We start from the raw sequence: 14,615 nt of genomic DNA on the forward strand, positions 1-14,615 counted from the left end.
GAGCAGACCTACGCCTGATCGGACGGCGATCAGTGCGCGAGGGATTTCACGAACTCCGCGACGACGCGGTTGAACGCCTCGGGCTGCTCGATGGCCGACAGGTGGCCCGCCTTCTCGATGACGGCGAGCCGCGCGTCCGGGACGGCCTCCGCCATCGCCCGCGCGTCCGCGAGCGGCGAGATCTCGTCCTCGTCGCCCACCACGACCAGCGCGGGCACCGTCAGGGACCGGAGCGTGCCGAACGCGTCGGGCCGGGCGGCCATCGCCCGCTGGGCCCAGGCGACCGCCGCGGGAGGCGCCGCCTGCATGAGGCCACGGACCCTCCCCAGGACCATCCCCCTGCGCTCCCTGGTGGTCGCGCCGACAAGCGTGGGCAGCCCATCGAGCAGGACGCCCGTGTCGCCCGCCAGGACGGCGGCGGCGATCCGCTCCCGGTTGGCCCGCGCCGGCTCCGGGTCGGCCTGCGCCTTGGTGTCGGCGAGGATCACCCCGAGCACCCGGCCGGGGTGGCGGCGGCACAGCGCCATGGTCACGTAGCCGCCCATCGACTGGCCGCCGACCACCGCGCGTTCGACGCCCTCCTGGTCGAGCAGCCGCACCACGTCGTCGGCCATCGCGTCGACCGAGGGCTCGTCGTCGCCGAGGAGCGTGCCGCCGAAGCCGCGCAGGTCGGGAGTGATCACCCGGCAGAGGGGCGCCAGGCCCTCCCGCTGGGCGAGCCACATCGCCGACGACAGCGGAAACGCGTGGAGCAGGACGACAGGCAGGCCGCTTCCTGCGGATCGCGAGTAGAGCTGCATCAGCTCACGGTAACGCGCGGCACACCTCCGGCCGCCCTTCGTCACCGATTCGCGACCTGGCGCGCGCGTGCGCCGCGTACGGACGGCGGGCGCACGCGCGGGCGGCGGGTCACACGGTGGTGGGCAGGGGCGCGGCGGCGGGGTTCAGGCGCTTGACGATCTCGTCGAGCACGACGCGCACGTACGGCTCGCCGACCCACAGGTGCTTGGCTCCCTCGACGCCGATGACCTCGGCCTGCGGTGCCGCGGCGAACCGCAGCGCGGCCTCCTCGGGGCGCAGGTAGTCGTCGAACTCCGGGACCAGGGCGACCAGCGGGCGGCCGAACTCGCCCCAGGCGGCGACGTCCTCGTCCCCTGCCCGCTTCAGCGGCGGCGACAGCAGGATCGCCCCCCGCACGAGCGGGTCGCGGCCCCAGCGCAACGCGAGCTCGGTGCCGAAGGACCAGCCGAGCAGCCACGGGTTCGGCAGGTCGTGGAAGTCGGCGTACTCCAGGGCGGCGGCCACGTCCCACCGCTCCCCCTCTCCCCCGTCGAACGCCCCCTGCGAGGTGCCCCGGTCGGAGGTCGTGCCACGCGTGTTGAAACGCAGCACGGCGATGCCGGCGAGCGCGGGCAGCCGGTACGACGCCTTGCGCAGCACGTGGCTGTCCATCATGCCGCCGTGGGTGGGCAGGGGGTGCAGGCAGACCAGCGTGGCCACCGGCGGGCCGGTCTCGGGCATCGCCAGCTCGCCGACGAGGGTCAGCCCGTCCGCCGTGTGCAGCTCGATGTCCTCGCGCCGGGCAGGCAGCACCGTGGAGGCCCTGATGTCCATTCCCACCTCGTATACGTCGTGTCAGTAGCGGCTGCGGCCCGGGCCGCGGTTGACCCGGTTGCGCCAGCACGCGGTGTGCCAGTGCCGCCGCTCGTCCTCGCCTCCGGACCACGCCGGCCAGCTCACCACGTGCGGCAGCCCCGGCCTGATCTCCTGCTCGCAGCCGGGACACCGGTAGGCCTTGCCCTGGGTGACGCCGGAGACGTTGCGGACGACCCATTCCCCGTCCGGCGCGCTCTCCACGCGGTCCACGCCCGGAACCGAAGCGCCGACCGGTCGTGCCGCGCGGCCGTCCGGGCGTTCGAACGGGCCGCGGCGGCGGGCACGGCGGGGGCTCACGGCGGGGGTCCTTCCGGGGCGTTCATGTCAGGCGGAACGGGAGATCTCACTCCATTCTTCCAGCACCGGTTCACGCGCGTACGCCGGGATGCTCGTCGCATCGGTCACGCCGGGACGACCGGGCGACGGCGCGGACACCTCGCGCCCCGGCGGACGGTTCCGCAGAACGGCTCCGGCCCTCCGGAAGCCCGATAGGGTTGGCGCTCATGCGGCTGGTCATCGCGCGGTGCAGCGTCGATTACGTGGGGCGGTTGACGGCTCACCTTCCCATGGCGCCCCGGCTCATCCTGATGAAGGCGGACGGCAGCGTGTCCATTCACGCCGACGACCGGGCGTTCAAGCCTCTGAACTGGATGAACCCGCCCTGCAAGGTCCGCGAGGAGACGATCGACGGTGTGCTCACCTGGTCGGTGGTGCACGGCAAGACCGGCGAGAAGCTGGTGCTGACCATCGAGGAGGTCCTGCACGACTCCAGCCACGAACTGGGCATCGATCCGGGGCTGCGCAAGGACGGCGTCGAGGCGCACCTGCAGGAACTGCTGGCCGAGCACATCACCACGCTCGGGGACGGCTGGACGCTGGTGCGCCGGGAGTACATGACCGCCATCGGGCCGGTGGACATCCTCTGCCGCGACCACCTCGGCGGCGCGGTGGCCGTGGAGATCAAGCGGCGCGGCGACATCGACGGCGTGGAGCAGCTCACCCGCTATCTCGAACTGCTCAATCGCGACCCGCGTCTGGCACCGGTGAAAGGGATCTTCGCCGCCCAGGAGATCAAACCGCAGGCACGCGTGCTCGCCACCGACCGCGGCATCGACTGCGTCACGCTCGACTACGACGCCCTGCGCGGCATCGAGCCGGAGAACCCCACTCTTTTCTAGATACTTTCCGGAGACTTCGCAAAGACCGGCGAAGCCGGCGTCACGTTCCTCCAGTTCCACACCCCGTCTCGCCACGGGCCTGACCGGCCCAGGTGAGACGGGTGATCGACGTGCGGCGGGGCCCGCTCCCCGCGCGTCCCCGGGACGGCAGGCGGCGGGTCACGGCTGCCGCTCGCCGCGGGGATGACGACCGCCTCGCCCCCGAACGGTCCGAAATCGCAGATGCAATTGCATCTGTACCGGTTCACACCTATTGCTAATAGTCGTGAGGATTGATGCTTATGTCAAGCCATTCGGCCGGTTTAGCATGTTCCCAAATCAGCTAATTCCCAGCACTTCCACTAAAAGGATCTTGCGTTCATAATGGGGAGTTCTGGGGGACGAGGAGAGCGCGAGGTGAAGAGTGGCGGGAAGGGACTATCGGGGGATGTCGGCTGCCGAAAGGCTGGCAGACAGGCGGGAACGGCTCATATCAGCCGCTTACTCCTTGTTCGCGCACCCCGGCTTCCACTCCACCACCATCGAGCGGCTCTGCGCGACCGCGCGTATCTCGAACCGCGCCTTCTACGAATGCTTCTCCAGTCGCGAGGACCTCATGCGGGCGGTTTATGACCGGTGCATCGAGGAGACTCTGACCTCGGTGGGCGAGGCCATCGAGAAGGCCCCGCCCACGCTCGACGACCGCATCGTCGCGGGCATCGCGGAGTACGTCCGCTTCGTCACCGCGGACGTGCGGCGCGCCCGGGTGATGCACCTGGAGGTACGGCGAGCCGGCAACGTGCTGAGCGGCGCCAGGCAGCAGGCCGTGGCCGCCTTCACCAAAATCATCGAAAGCTCGGCGCGGGGCGCGGGCCGTACGCCTCCCCTGGACCTTCACCTGCTGGCGCTCAGGCTCATCGGCGCCATCACCGAGTTGCTCATCGAGTGGGTGCTGACCGACCCGGCCCCGCCCACGGACGAGCTCGTCGAGACCTGCGTGTTCATCTTCCGCCGCACCTTCGCCGCGGACGGATCACAGGCGGCCTCCGCTTACTGAGGCGGCGGACGGCGGCTACGCTGAGCGGCATGACCCGAGCCGACAACGACAAGCCCGTCGTACTGTCCAAGATCTACACCCGTACGGGCGACGACGGCACGACCTCCCTCGGCGACATGAGCCGCACCCGCAAGACCGATGCCCGCCTGGCGGCGTACGCCGACGTCGAGGAGGCCAACGCGGCGATCGGAGTCGCCCTGGCCACCGGCGGCCTGCCGCAGGACGTGGTGGCGGTGCTGGGCAGGGTGCAGAACGAGCTGTTCGACGTGGGCGCGGACCTGTGCAACCCCGTCGCGGAGGATCCCACGCAGCAGGAGTACGCCCCGCTGCGGGTGGAGGAGTCCTACATCGTCTGGCTCGAAGAACAGTGCGACCGCTTCAACGCGACCCTCAAGCCGCTGCGTAGTTTCATCCTGCCCGGCGGGGCCCCCGCCACGGCCTTCCTCCACCTCGCCCGCACGGTCGTACGCCGGGCCGAGCGGATGGCCTGGGCGGCGCTGGAGGCGCACGACGACGTCAATCCCCTGACGGCCAAGTACCTGAACCGCCTGTCGGACCTGATGTTCATCCTGTGCCGCGTGGCCTCCGCCGGCGACGACGTCCTCTGGAAGCCCGGCGCCACCCGCTAGCGCGCTCACCGAGGGGCGCGGTGCCGAAGGCGCCGCAATTCTAAGCGGCGTCGAGGTGGGCGCTGGGCGGGGCGGACTCCAGCCAGGCGAGGAAGCCGGTCAGGGCGTCCTCGCTCATCGCCAGGCACAGCGAGCCGGCCATGACGGGCCGGGTGGTGCTCGCCGCCGAGCGGTCCGTCGAGCAGACGACGGTCCAGTAGCCGGCGGGCCCCTCACCCGAGCCGAGCATCCTCCGGCTGGAAACCGTGAGGCCGCGCCTCGCGATCGCGTGGCGCGGCCTCAGGCCGAGTCCCAGGAACGGGATCCAGTGGAGTTCTCCCCCTACGTAGCGGGCGACCCCGCTCTTCCAGCCTCCCCGGCCGTCACGCACCCGGCAGACGATCGTGCCCCGGGCCCTGGCCAGGGCGAAGCCCCGGAGGACGAGGAGTGCGAGCACGGCGACAACGCCCGTGAGAACCTCAAGCGCCGCCACTGCCGCCTCCTCTGCCGTGTCAGACCTCTTCGCCGGCGGCCCGCAGCCGGGCGGCCGCCCGCCTGGCCTGGTGCCGCGCGTCCGCGTCCTCCTGGTCGGCCTCGATCGAGGCCTGCGCACGCTGCAGCGCGTCCTTGGCCCGTGCGACGTCGACCTCGGAGCCGAGCTCGGCCGTCTCCGCCAGAATCGACACGTCGTTGTTGGCGACGGAGATGAACCCGCCGTGCACCGCCGCGACGAGGTCGGCGTCGCCGTCGCGCTTGACGCGCAGCACCCCGCCCTCGACGAGGACGCCGAGCACGGGAGCGTGTTCCGGCATAATACCGATCTCGCCGTCCACGGTCTTGGCAATGACCATGTCGGCCTCGCCCGTCCAGAGCTCACGTTCCGGCGAGACGACGCCCACGCGAAGCTTTGCCACTTCTCAGCTCCCTTTCGACGGACGCCTGCACGGCCCGGCGGACGCCGGGCCGTGCAGGCGCCGAAGGTGTCCTAGCGCTCGAGGTCCTTCGCCTTGGCGATGGCCTGCTCGATGCCACCGACCATGAAGAAGGCCTGCTCGGGCAGGTGGTCGTACTCGCCGGCGCACAGCCCCTTGAAGGAGGCGATGGTCTCGTCCAGCGGGACGAACTCGCCCGGCTGGCCGGTGAACGCCTCGGCGGCGTACATCGGGTGGGACAGGAACCGCTCGATGCGGCGCGCCCGCTGAACGGTGACCCTGTCCTCTTCGGAGAGCTCGTCGATGCCCAGGATGGCGATGATGTCCTGCAGTTCCTTGTACTTCTGCAGGATCCGCTTGGTCTCCTGGGCGACCGCGTAGTGCTCGTCACCGATGATCTGCGGGTCGAGGATCCGCGAGGAGGAGTCGAGCGGGTCCACCGCGGGGTAGATGCCCTTCTCCGAGATCGGCCGGGACAGCACGGTCTGCGCGTCGAGGTGCGCGAACGCGTTGTGCGGGGCCGGGTCGGTGATGTCGTCCGCGGGCACGTAGATCGCCTGCATGGAGGTGATCGAGTGACCGCGGGTGGAGGTGATGCGCTCCTGGAGCACGCCCATCTCGTCGGCGAGGGTCGGCTGGTAACCCACGGCGGACGGCATGCGGCCGAGCAGCGTGGAGACCTCCGAACCCGCCTGGGTGAAGCGGAAGATGTTGTCGATGAACAGCAGCACGTCCTGCTTCTGCACGTCGCGGAAATACTCCGCCATGGTCAGAGCGGACAGCGCCACCCGCAGACGGGTGCCCGGGGGCTCGTCCATCTGACCGAAGACGAGCGCGGTGTCCTTGAGGACGTCCGCCTCCTCCATCTCCAGCCAGAGGTCGTTGCCCTCACGGGTGCGCTCGCCGACGCCCGCGAACACCGAGGTGCCCGAGAACTTCAGCGCGACGCGGCGGATCATCTCCTGGATCAGAACGGTCTTGCCCACGCCCGCGCCGCCGAACAGGCCGATCTTGCCGCCCTTCACGTACGGCGTGAGCAGGTCGATGACCTTGATGCCGGTGGGCAGCATCTCCGTGCGGGCCTCAAGCTGGTCGAACGCCGGGGCCGGACGGTGGATGGGCCACCTCTCGCTGACCTGGATCGAGGCCTTGTCCGCGTCGAGCGGCTCACCGAGGGCGTTCCACACGTGGCCCTTGACGGAGTCGCCGACCGGCACCGAGATCGCGACGCCCGTGTCGGTGACGGCCGCGCCGCGGACCAGACCGTCGGTGGGCTGCATGGAGATGGCCCGGACGATGTTGTCGCCGAGGTGCTGGGCGACCTCCAGCGTCAGGGTCTTGGTCTCGCCGGCGAGGTCGACGTCGACGGTGAGCGCGTTGTAGATGTCCGGCATGGCCTCGACGGGGAACTCCACGTCGACGACCGGACCGGTGACGCGGGCGACACGGCCCACGGTGGTCTCAACAGTCTGTGCGGTCATTTCACTCTTTCCCCGCTGCGGCGTCAGCCAGCGCGTTCGCGCCACCGACGATCTCGCTGATTTCCTGGGTGATCTCGGCCTGGCGCGCCTGGTTCATCTGCTGGGTGAACACGCGGATGAGTTCGTTGGCGTTGTCGGTGGCCGACTTCATCGCGCGGCGCCGGGCGGCGTGCTCGGACGCGGCCGACTGGAGCAGCGCGTTGTAGATACGCGACTCGATGTACCGCGGCAGCAGCGTGTCGAGCACATCACCGGCCGTCGGCTCGAACTCGTAGTACGGCGGGATGCCCTCGGGGGGCGTCTCCGACTCCTCGACCTCGAGCGGCAGGATCCGCTTGACGATCACGTTCTGCGTCAGCATCGAGACGAACCCGGTGTAGACGACGTGGATCTCGTCGATCCCGTCCTCCACCTTGAACGACTGGATGAGCGCGTCGGCGATCTCCTTGGCGTTGGCGTACGACGGGTTGTCGGAGAAGCCGTCCCACTCGCCGAACATCTCCCGGCCGCGGAAGCGGTGCCAGGTGAGGCCCTTGCGGCCCACGACGTACGGCTTCACGGCCAGGCCGCGCCCGGTCAGGTGGCCCTTCAGCGCCTCGGCCTCACGGAGGATGTTGGCGTTGTAGCCGCCCGCGAAGCCGCGGTCGCTGGTGACGATCAGGACGCCCGCGCTGGCGGGCTGCTCCTTGGCCACCGTGAGCGGGTGGTCGACTCCCGAGGTGTGCGTCAGGACCGCCGACACCGCGTGGGTGATCTCCCGCTCGTACGGCACGGCCGCCTGCATCCGCTGCTGCGCCTTGACGATGCGCGACGATGCGATCAGCTCCTGCGCGCGGGTGATCTTCGCGGTGGACTTGACCGACCTGATCCGCCGCCGCAGCTGTCGAAGCTGGGCACCCATGGGTTACGCCTCGGCCTTGCGGACGTGCCTGACGACCTTCTCCTGGCCGACCTGGCTGGCGTCCAGCGCCTCCACCGGCTCGTCCCTGACGAGCAGCTCACCGCTGGAGGTGGTGAAGCCCTTCTTGAACTCCGTGATGGCGTCCTTGAGAGCGGTCACCGTGTCGTCCGCCAGCTCCCGGGTCTCCCGGATGCTGTCGAAGACGCCCTTCTGGGTGGACCCGAGGTAGTCGAGGAACTCGGCCTCGAAGCGGCGGATGTCCTCGATCGGCACGTCGTCGAGCTCGCCGGTGGTGCCGGCCCAGACCGAGACGACCTGCTTCTCGACCGGGAACGGGCTGTACTGCGGCTGCTTGAGCAGCTCGACCAGGCGGGCACCACGCTCCAGCTGGGCGCGGGAGGCGGCGTCGAGGTCGGACGCGAAGGCCGCGAAGGCCTCCAGGTCGCGGTACTGGGACAGCGACAGACGGAGCGTGCCGGCCACCTTGCGCATGGCCTTGACCTGGGCGGAGCCGCCGACTCGGGAGACCGAGACACCGACGTTGATCGCCGGGCGGACACCGGCGTTGAACAGGTCGGTCTCCAGGAAGCACTGGCCGTCGGTGATGGAGATGACGTTGGTCGGGATGAACGCCGACACGTCGTTGCCCTTGGTCTCGATGATCGGCAGGCCGGTCATCGAACCGCCGCCCATGTCGGCCGAGAGCTTGGCGCAGCGCTCCAGCAGACGCGAGTGGAGGTAGAAGACGTCGCCGGGGAACGCCTCACGGCCCGGCGGACGGCGGAGCAGCAGCGACACGGCGCGGTAGGCGTCGGCCTGCTTGGTCAGGTCGTCGAAGACGATCAGCACGTGCTTGCCCTGGTACATCCAGTGCTGGCCGATGGCCGAACCGGTGTACGGGGCGATGTACTTGTAGCCCGCCGGGTCGGACGCGGGAGCGGCGACGATGGTGGTGTACTCCATCGCGCCCGCCTCCTCCAGACGACCGCGGACCTGGGCGATCGTGGAGCCCTTCTGGCCGACGGCGACGTAGATGCAGCGAACCTGGCGGCTCGGGTCGCCGGAGAGCCAGTTCTCCTTCTGGTTGAGGATGGTGTCGACCGCGATCGCGGTCTTGCCGGTGCCGCGGTCGCCGATGATCAGCTGACGCTGGCCGCGGCCGATCGGCGTCATGGCGTCGATCGCCTTGAGGCCGGTCTGCAGCGGCTCCTTCACCGGCTGACGCTGGACGACCGAGGGGGCCTGCAGCTCCAGGGCGCGGCGCGCCTCGGCCTGGATCGCGCCCTTGCCGTCGAGCGGGTTGCCCAGGGGGTCGACCACCCGGCCGAGGAAGTCGTCGCCGACCGGCACCGACAGGACCTCGCCGGTGCGGCGGACCTGCTGGCCCTCCTCGATGCCGCTGAAGTCGCCCAGGACGACCGCGCCGATCTCGCGCACGTCGAGGTTCAGCGCCAGGCCGCGGGTGCCGTTCTCGAACTCCAGCAGCTCGTTCGCCATCGCCGAGGGCAGACCGGAGACATGGGCGATGCCGTCGCCGGCGTCGACGACGGTCCCGATCTCCTCGCGCGCTGCGCCTTCCGGCTCGTACGCCTGGACGAAGCGCTCAAGGGCGTCCCGGATCTCGTCCGGCCGGATCGTAAGCTCCGCCATCTCTTTCTTGTCTCCCTATTCGCCTCAGCCGGCCAACCGGCGGCGGACTTCTTCGATACGTCCGGCGATCGTGGTGTCGATGTAGTCGTCTCCGACCCTCACGGAGAACCCACCGAGCACCTTCGGGTCCACCTCGACGTTCAGGTGGACGTCTCGCCCATAGGTGGCTCGCAGCCAGGCCGCGAGCCGCTGCTTCTGCTGCTGCGTGAGCGGCACCGCGCTGCGGACCACGCCGACGAGGCGCTCGCGCGCCCGCGCGACGATCCAGCCGAACTCCTCCAGTGCCGTCTCCAGGCTACGTCCTCGCGGGTGCACAACCGCCTGCGTGACGAGCCGTACGGTGGAGGGCGCGGCCTTTCCGCCGAGCAGCGTGCCGAGCAGGCCGCTCTTGCGCTCGGCCGGGATGGCCGGGTCGCTGAGCGCGCGGCGCAACTGCGGGTTGGCGGCGAGGATGCGGCCGAAGCGGAACAGCTCGTCCTCGACGTCGTCGAGGCGGCGCTCCGACTCGGCCTCGGCGGCGGCGGACATCACGCCGACGCGCTCCAGGGCGTCCGGCAGGTCGCCGGCCCTGGACCACCTGGCGCCGACCGCGGCGACCGCGATCTCCAGCGTGGCGTCGCCGACCTTGCCCTGCAGCAGGGAGCGCAGCACGCTCTCCTTCTGCCCCGCCGGGCGCGAAGCGTCCGAAAGCCCTCGCCGCAGCCCGTGCTCACGGTCGAACAGGTCGGCGACGGCGAACAGCTCCTCGGCGAGGGCGCCGAGGTCGGCGGCCGCGGCGGCGGTGTTGAACCGCTCCTCGACCTCCGCAAGGGCGGTCCTGCTGAGGCCGCGCATCAGCGGACCGCCTCCGGACGCGCCTCGAGCTCCTCGAGGAACCGGTCGACGACGCGGCGCTGGCGGGCCTCGTCCTCCAGCGACTCGCCGACGATCCGGCTCGCCAGCTCGGTGGACAGGCGCCCGATCTCACCGCGCAGCTGGGTCAGCGCCTGCTGGCGGTCGGCCTCGATCTGCGCGTGGGCGGTCTCGATGATGCGCCGCGCCTCGGCCTGGGCCTCGTCGCGGAGCTCGGCCTTGATCTGGGCGCCCTGCTCCCGGGCCTCCTCGCGAAGGCGGGCCGCCTCCTGGCGGGCCTCCGCGAGCTGGGCCCGGTACTGCTCCAGGGTCCGCTGGGCTTCGGCCTGGGCGTCCTCGGCCTTCTTGATGCCGCCCTCGATCACCTCGGTCCGCTCGGCCAGCGTTTTCTGGATACGCGGGGTGAGGATCTTTCCGACGACGAGGAAGACGACGAGGAAGGCGAAGCTGCCGACGACCAGCTCGTAGACGTGCGGCATCAGCGGGCTGTTCGCCTCCGCCGCGAGGGTGTTAGCTGCCGAGATCATGGGTGCAGCCTTCCGTCAGAGTGGGTACGTCAGTAGATGAAGGGCGCGACCAGGCCGATGAGGGCCAGCGCCTCGGTGAGAACGAAGCCGAGCAGCATGTTCTGGCGGATCAGGCCGTACGCCTCGGGCTGGCGGGCGATGGCCTGCACGCCCTGACCGAAGATGATGCCCACGCCGATGCCGGGGCCGATGGCGGCGAGGCCGTAACCGATCGCGCCGAGGTTGCCGGAGACTTCAGCGAGAACGCTCATTGCTGTTCTTCCTTTACTGGTCGGCCGGTGAGTGCCTCACTCACCGGTCTGGTCTACGTCAGGGGCGGGTCTCAGGTGTCCGTCAGTGGTCCGCGTGCAGGGAGCCGCCGATGTACATGGCGGCGAGCAGCGTGAACAGGAACGCCTGCAGGAACTGGATGAACATCTCGAAGCCGGTCATCGCGATCGTCATGACGACACCCACGACGCCGAGGCCCGAGCCGAGCGGGGTGAGCTTCTCGAACAGGAACCAGAACCCGACGGCGCTGAAGAAGGCCAGGATCAGGTGACCGGCGAACATGTTCGCGAAGAGCCGGACGGCGTGCGTGAACGGCGCGATGATCAGGTTCGACAGGAACTCGATCGGCGCCAGCAGGACGTAGATCGCCTTCGGCAGTCCGGGCGGGAACATCATGTTCTTGAAGTAGCCGCCGAAGCCCTGGTGCTTGATGCCCAGGTAGATCTTGAGAATGTAGATGGTGGCCGCGAAGACGATCGGGAACGCGATGTGCGAGGCGATCGGGATCTGGATCAGCGGGATGACGCCGAAGAAGTTCCACAGCAGGATCAGGAAGAACAGGCTGAGCAGCAGCGGCATCCACCGCTCGGCGTCCTTGCCCAGGAACGGTCGGGCGACCTGGTCGCGGACGAACTGGTAGCCCATCTCACCGATGTTCTGCATGCCCCGGGGCACCAGCTTCGGGTTGGCGAAAGCACTCCACGCCAGGGCGGACACCAGGAGGGCTCCGACGACGGCGAAGATCACGGGCTTGGTCAGCCAGTAAGGCGCGCCTTCGTAAAGGGGCGGGAAGTCGAAGATCGACGGTCCCGGTGCCGTGAACGCGTCCTCGGCGACGAGAACGAGGGGGGTCACCTTGTCACCTCGCCTACCCGCTCGGGGCTGAATGCCCGAAGCATGTGCTTGTTCGTCCGTTCGCTACGCTCGCGCACGGGCGTTCCCTTCAACGATTGATCAACAGAAGAGCGTGGAAAGCGGGCCGGCTGTCAGCGGCCGTACTTCAGATAGATGAGGTAGGCAGCCAGCCCGACTCCGAGAATGACGCCTATGGGGATGAACGCGTGCACGCCGGTCCACCAGCTCAGCAACCAGCCGATGCCGCCCCACAACAGGATCCCGGACATCAGATAGCTCGGGACCGACCAGGCGGCGTCGGCGAAGTCGCGGCCGTCGGTCTCGGGCCTGCGCTCCTGTTCGCTCATCGCGGGCACGACGATAGCAGGAGCCATGCGGACTAGTCATATCGGGCTGCCCCGTACGCATGGTCATCCGCGTCCCCGCCCGGGGACCTCGGCGTCCGGCTCGACGTAGAGCATCTTGAGCTTCATGAATCCGCGCATCTCACCGATGGTCCACGCGAGCGTGCAGGCGATGACGCTCAGCGCGAGCACCCGGGAGTCGAACGCGGTCGTCCCGTCGAAGGCACGCAGGATCACCATGATCACGAGGACCTTGACGACGTAGCCCACCACGGCTGCCGCCATCATCGCCATGGGCGAGACCCGGCCGGCCCAGGAGACGACGGCCAGGCCGACGGTGAAGAAGACGGCGACGATGACGAGACCGATGCCGGCGCCCAGAGCACCCTTCGCACCGGTCGCGATCGCCGCGACGAGGACGGCGACGAGACCGACGATCAAGGTCGGCACGGCGGCGCCCTTGAGCACGCGCACGTCGTTGGCCTGCATCGGAACTCCAGGATCGGTTGTCAAACGAGCGATTGCTACCTGCCGGGGCGTCGTGTGCCTCACCCCTTGCTAGTGAAAGCTATCACAAGCCTCGGAGTGCCACCTTTACCTGGCGTTTCTGCTGGTGCGGGCGCGCCGGTCGGTGGTCAGCGGAAGGTTTCCGCGTCCGTACGGGAGGTCGTGGGCGGGATGGCTCCGGCACCAGTGGGGCCCTGTCCGGGGTAGGGATTCCGGCCGTTCGCGGGAAGCCTGCCGGGCGCGACCTGCCCCGGCACGACGGGCGGGGTCTGCCCGGGCGCGCCGGGCGCGTGCCGCCCGGAAGTCAGGGGCGGCGCCGGCGGGGGGACGACGGGGAAGACGAGCGTGTCGTGCTCGGTGGTCGTGGGGCGCGAGGGGCGGGAGGAGGCTACGCCGCCGGCCGCGAGGGCGCCGGTCTTCTGGTCGCGCGCCAGGGTGCGGCGCGACCGCCACCGCGGCAGGCCCATGATGACCAGCACCGCCACCGCGAACACGATCGTCAGCGGGAACACGACGACCCCCACGCCGACGATCGACAGGCCGACGATCGTGAAGGCGAACAGGAACGTCCACGCGTACATGATCAGAACGCTGCGCCGGTGGGAGTGGCCGATGTCGAGCATCCGGTGGTGCAGGTGGCCGCGGTCGGGGGCGAACGGCGAGAGCCCGGCCGACGTACGGCGGACGACCGCCATTATCAGGTCGGCGAGAGGCAGCACCACGACCGCGATCGGCAGCACGAGCGGCAGGATCACCGGGAACTTGTTGATCTTGCCGACGATCGCGTCCGGTTCGACCGAGGAAAGGATCGTGATCATCGAGGTGGCCAGCAGCAGGCCGATCAGCATGGCCCCGGTGTCACCCATGAAGATCTTGGCGGGGTGGAAGTTGTGCGGCAGGAAGCCGGCGCACATCCCGATGAGGATCGCCGCGATGGCGGCCGTCCCGTTGATGCGCGAACCGCTCGCGGTCTGCTGGAGCACGATCGAGTAGGCGAAGGTCGCCGCGGCGGCGATCCCGACGATGCCCGCCGCCAGGCCGTCGAGGCCGTCGACGAAGTTCACCGCGTTGATCACGACGACCACGATCATGATCGTGAGGATGGTGCGCAGGGTCGTGTCGAGTGCCTGCGACCCGCCCATGAACTGCGGCAGCGGGAGCCACTGGAGATACATGTCGAAGTAGACGAGCAGCCCGCCCGCCGCGATCTGCCCGCCGAACTTGACCAGCGCGTCCATGCCGAGCCAGTCGTCCAGGAACCCGGTGACGACGATCAGGCCGCCCGCCGCCAGGAGGGCGAGCACCGTGCGGCCCGTCTGGCCGCTGCCGAACGCGCCACCGACGTACGGGAGGTTGGCCGCCACCAGCAGCGCCGCCACCATCCCGCCGAACATCGCCAGGCCGCCCAGCCGCGGGGTGGGCACCTTGTGCACGTCCCGCTCCCGCACCTCGGGTGCGGCGCCGATGCGCAGCGCGAACACCCGGACCGGCGGCACGAGCAGATACGTCACCGCTGCCGCCACGAGTGCCAAGAGGAGATATTCCCGCACGGACCTAGTTTCCTGGATAGGCGGATCAGTTGTGACGGGCAAAAGACACAGATCGCCCTATCCCTAGAGGGGATATGCCGGATGCTCCGCGGTCAGCCCCTTTACCCGTTCGAGAACTGACGGTATCGCACCCGGCTGCCGGATGGCCCGGACGACGAGAGACCCGATCTCCTCCATTCCGGCCGCGCCCACGCCCTCGGCGCCGCGCGGGAGACGCCGAAGTCCCTCCCGGAGGGCCCGATCCGGGAGGGCACGGTCAGGTGCCGGC

The 14,615-nt window shown here is 69.6% G+C and carries 17 protein-coding genes and 1 pseudogene; 3 read left to right on the plus strand and 15 right to left on the minus strand.

Going from position 1 to position 14,615, the window contains the following annotated elements; all coding sequences use genetic code 11:
* Positions 1-29: 29 nt before the first annotated feature.
* The 3 genes from FED44_RS24545 to FED44_RS24555 form a co-directional block, all read right to left on the minus strand.
* Positions 30-800: an alpha/beta fold hydrolase gene (locus FED44_RS24545; RefSeq protein ID WP_138462204.1), complete on the minus strand. Its 771-nt coding sequence runs from the start codon at positions 798-800 to the stop codon at positions 30-32.
* 109 nt (positions 801-909) lie between these two features.
* Entirely contained in the window at positions 910-1,614 is a 705-nt protein-coding gene (locus FED44_RS24550; RefSeq protein ID WP_138462205.1) for an alpha/beta hydrolase, read from the minus strand.
* 21 nt (positions 1,615-1,635) lie between these two features.
* The gene (locus FED44_RS24555; protein WP_117409058.1) at positions 1,636-1,953 is read right to left on the minus strand and encodes an ATP/GTP-binding protein; all 318 of its coding nucleotides are present in this window, start codon (positions 1,951-1,953) and stop codon (positions 1,636-1,638) included.
* A 206-nt stretch (positions 1,954-2,159) separates the two neighbouring features.
* On the opposite strand from FED44_RS24555, the gene nucS reads away from it, so the two are divergent.
* The 3 genes from nucS (at position 2,160) to FED44_RS24570 (ending at position 4,499) form a co-directional block, all read left to right on the plus strand.
* Positions 2,160-2,834, plus strand: coding sequence for an endonuclease NucS (nucS, locus tag FED44_RS24560; RefSeq protein ID WP_117409059.1), 675 nt, complete (start codon positions 2,160-2,162; stop codon positions 2,832-2,834).
* 427 nt (positions 2,835-3,261) lie between these two features.
* Entirely contained in the window at positions 3,262-3,870 is a 609-nt protein-coding gene (locus tag FED44_RS24565) for a TetR/AcrR family transcriptional regulator (protein WP_138462206.1), read from the plus strand.
* Between the two features lie 29 nt (positions 3,871-3,899).
* Complete coding sequence (locus tag FED44_RS24570; protein WP_117409061.1) at positions 3,900-4,499, plus strand: cob(I)yrinic acid a,c-diamide adenosyltransferase; 600 nt, start codon at positions 3,900-3,902, stop codon at positions 4,497-4,499.
* A gap of 40 nt (positions 4,500-4,539) precedes the next feature.
* Here FED44_RS24570 and FED44_RS24575 read toward each other — a convergent pair whose 3' ends face one another.
* From FED44_RS24575 to FED44_RS24630, 12 genes and pseudogenes are all read right to left on the minus strand, one after another.
* Complete coding sequence (locus tag FED44_RS24575) at positions 4,540-4,971, minus strand: DUF2550 family protein (RefSeq protein ID WP_138462207.1); 432 nt, start codon at positions 4,969-4,971, stop codon at positions 4,540-4,542.
* Between the two features lie 19 nt (positions 4,972-4,990).
* On the minus strand, positions 4,991-5,392 hold the full coding sequence (locus tag FED44_RS24580) for a F0F1 ATP synthase subunit epsilon (protein WP_117409063.1): 402 nt from the start codon (positions 5,390-5,392) through the stop codon (positions 4,991-4,993).
* A 71-nt stretch (positions 5,393-5,463) separates the two neighbouring features.
* Positions 5,464-6,891, minus strand: coding sequence for a F0F1 ATP synthase subunit beta (atpD, locus tag FED44_RS24585; RefSeq protein ID WP_138462208.1), 1,428 nt, complete (start codon positions 6,889-6,891; stop codon positions 5,464-5,466).
* A gap of 1 nt (position 6,892) precedes the next feature.
* Positions 6,893-7,792, minus strand: coding sequence for a F0F1 ATP synthase subunit gamma (locus tag FED44_RS24590; protein WP_117409065.1), 900 nt, complete (start codon positions 7,790-7,792; stop codon positions 6,893-6,895).
* A 3-nt stretch (positions 7,793-7,795) separates the two neighbouring features.
* On the minus strand, positions 7,796-9,442 hold the full coding sequence (gene atpA, locus FED44_RS24595) for a F0F1 ATP synthase subunit alpha (protein ID WP_117409066.1): 1,647 nt from the start codon (positions 9,440-9,442) through the stop codon (positions 7,796-7,798).
* 24 nt (positions 9,443-9,466) lie between these two features.
* Complete coding sequence (locus FED44_RS24600; protein ID WP_117409067.1) at positions 9,467-10,276, minus strand: F0F1 ATP synthase subunit delta; 810 nt, start codon at positions 10,274-10,276, stop codon at positions 9,467-9,469.
* Complete coding sequence (locus FED44_RS24605; RefSeq protein WP_117409068.1) at positions 10,276-10,821, minus strand: F0F1 ATP synthase subunit B; 546 nt, start codon at positions 10,819-10,821, stop codon at positions 10,276-10,278. The genes FED44_RS24600 and FED44_RS24605 overlap by 1 nt, the downstream gene beginning before the upstream one ends.
* Positions 10,822-10,850: 29 nt before the next feature.
* Positions 10,851-11,072 carry an ATP synthase F0 subunit C gene (gene atpE, locus FED44_RS24610; protein ID WP_117409069.1) on the minus strand — a complete coding sequence of 74 codons (222 nt, stop codon included), beginning with the start codon at positions 11,070-11,072 and terminating at the stop codon, positions 10,851-10,853.
* A gap of 82 nt (positions 11,073-11,154) precedes the next feature.
* Positions 11,155-11,946 (minus strand): F0F1 ATP synthase subunit A, encoded by a 792-nt coding sequence (gene atpB, locus FED44_RS24615; RefSeq protein WP_117409070.1) that lies wholly within the window; start codon positions 11,944-11,946, stop codon positions 11,155-11,157.
* Between the two features lie 131 nt (positions 11,947-12,077).
* Entirely contained in the window at positions 12,078-12,320 is a 243-nt protein-coding gene (locus FED44_RS24620; RefSeq protein ID WP_244302229.1) for a hypothetical protein, read from the minus strand.
* Between the two features lie 36 nt (positions 12,321-12,356).
* A complete protein-coding gene (locus FED44_RS24625; protein WP_117409071.1) occupies positions 12,357-12,779 on the minus strand; it encodes a hypothetical protein in 423 nt (140 codons plus the stop codon).
* Between the two features lie 434 nt (positions 12,780-13,213).
* A pseudogene (locus tag FED44_RS24630) lies at positions 13,214-14,347 on the minus strand (MraY family glycosyltransferase); the annotation flags it as partial.
* Between the last annotated feature and the right edge of the window lie 268 nt (positions 14,348-14,615).

This window comes from Microbispora triticiradicis (assembly GCF_005864065.1).
Classification (GTDB): domain Bacteria; phylum Actinomycetota; class Actinomycetes; order Streptosporangiales; family Streptosporangiaceae; genus Microbispora; species Microbispora triticiradicis.

Excerpts from the sequence above, each read along its gene's own strand:
- FED44_RS24545 (WP_138462204.1), bottom strand. The coding sequence starts at position 800 with ATGCAGCTCTACTCGCGATCCGCAGGAAGCGGCCTGCCTGTCGTCCTG.
- nucS (WP_117409059.1), top strand. The coding sequence starts at position 2,160 with ATGCGGCTGGTCATCGCGCGGTGCAGCGTCGATTACGTGGGGCGGTTG.
- FED44_RS24600 (WP_117409067.1), bottom strand. The coding sequence starts at position 10,276 with ATGCGCGGCCTCAGCAGGACCGCCCTTGCGGAGGTCGAGGAGCGGTTC.
- FED44_RS24625 (WP_117409071.1), bottom strand. The coding sequence starts at position 12,779 with ATGCAGGCCAACGACGTGCGCGTGCTCAAGGGCGCCGCCGTGCCGACC.
- FED44_RS24620 (WP_244302229.1), bottom strand. The coding sequence starts at position 12,320 with ATGGCTCCTGCTATCGTCGTGCCCGCGATGAGCGAACAGGAGCGCAGG.
- FED44_RS24570 (WP_117409061.1), top strand. The coding sequence starts at position 3,900 with ATGACCCGAGCCGACAACGACAAGCCCGTCGTACTGTCCAAGATCTAC.
- atpD (WP_138462208.1), bottom strand. The coding sequence starts at position 6,891 with ATGACCGCACAGACTGTTGAGACCACCGTGGGCCGTGTCGCCCGCGTC.
- FED44_RS24605 (WP_117409068.1), bottom strand. The coding sequence starts at position 10,821 with ATGATCTCGGCAGCTAACACCCTCGCGGCGGAGGCGAACAGCCCGCTG.
- atpE (WP_117409069.1), bottom strand. The coding sequence starts at position 11,072 with ATGAGCGTTCTCGCTGAAGTCTCCGGCAACCTCGGCGCGATCGGTTAC.
- atpA (WP_117409066.1), bottom strand. The coding sequence starts at position 9,442 with ATGGCGGAGCTTACGATCCGGCCGGACGAGATCCGGGACGCCCTTGAG.
- FED44_RS24550 (WP_138462205.1), bottom strand. The coding sequence starts at position 1,614 with ATGGACATCAGGGCCTCCACGGTGCTGCCTGCCCGGCGCGAGGACATC.
- FED44_RS24590 (WP_117409065.1), bottom strand. The coding sequence starts at position 7,792 with ATGGGTGCCCAGCTTCGACAGCTGCGGCGGCGGATCAGGTCGGTCAAG.
- FED44_RS24565 (WP_138462206.1), top strand. The coding sequence starts at position 3,262 with ATGTCGGCTGCCGAAAGGCTGGCAGACAGGCGGGAACGGCTCATATCA.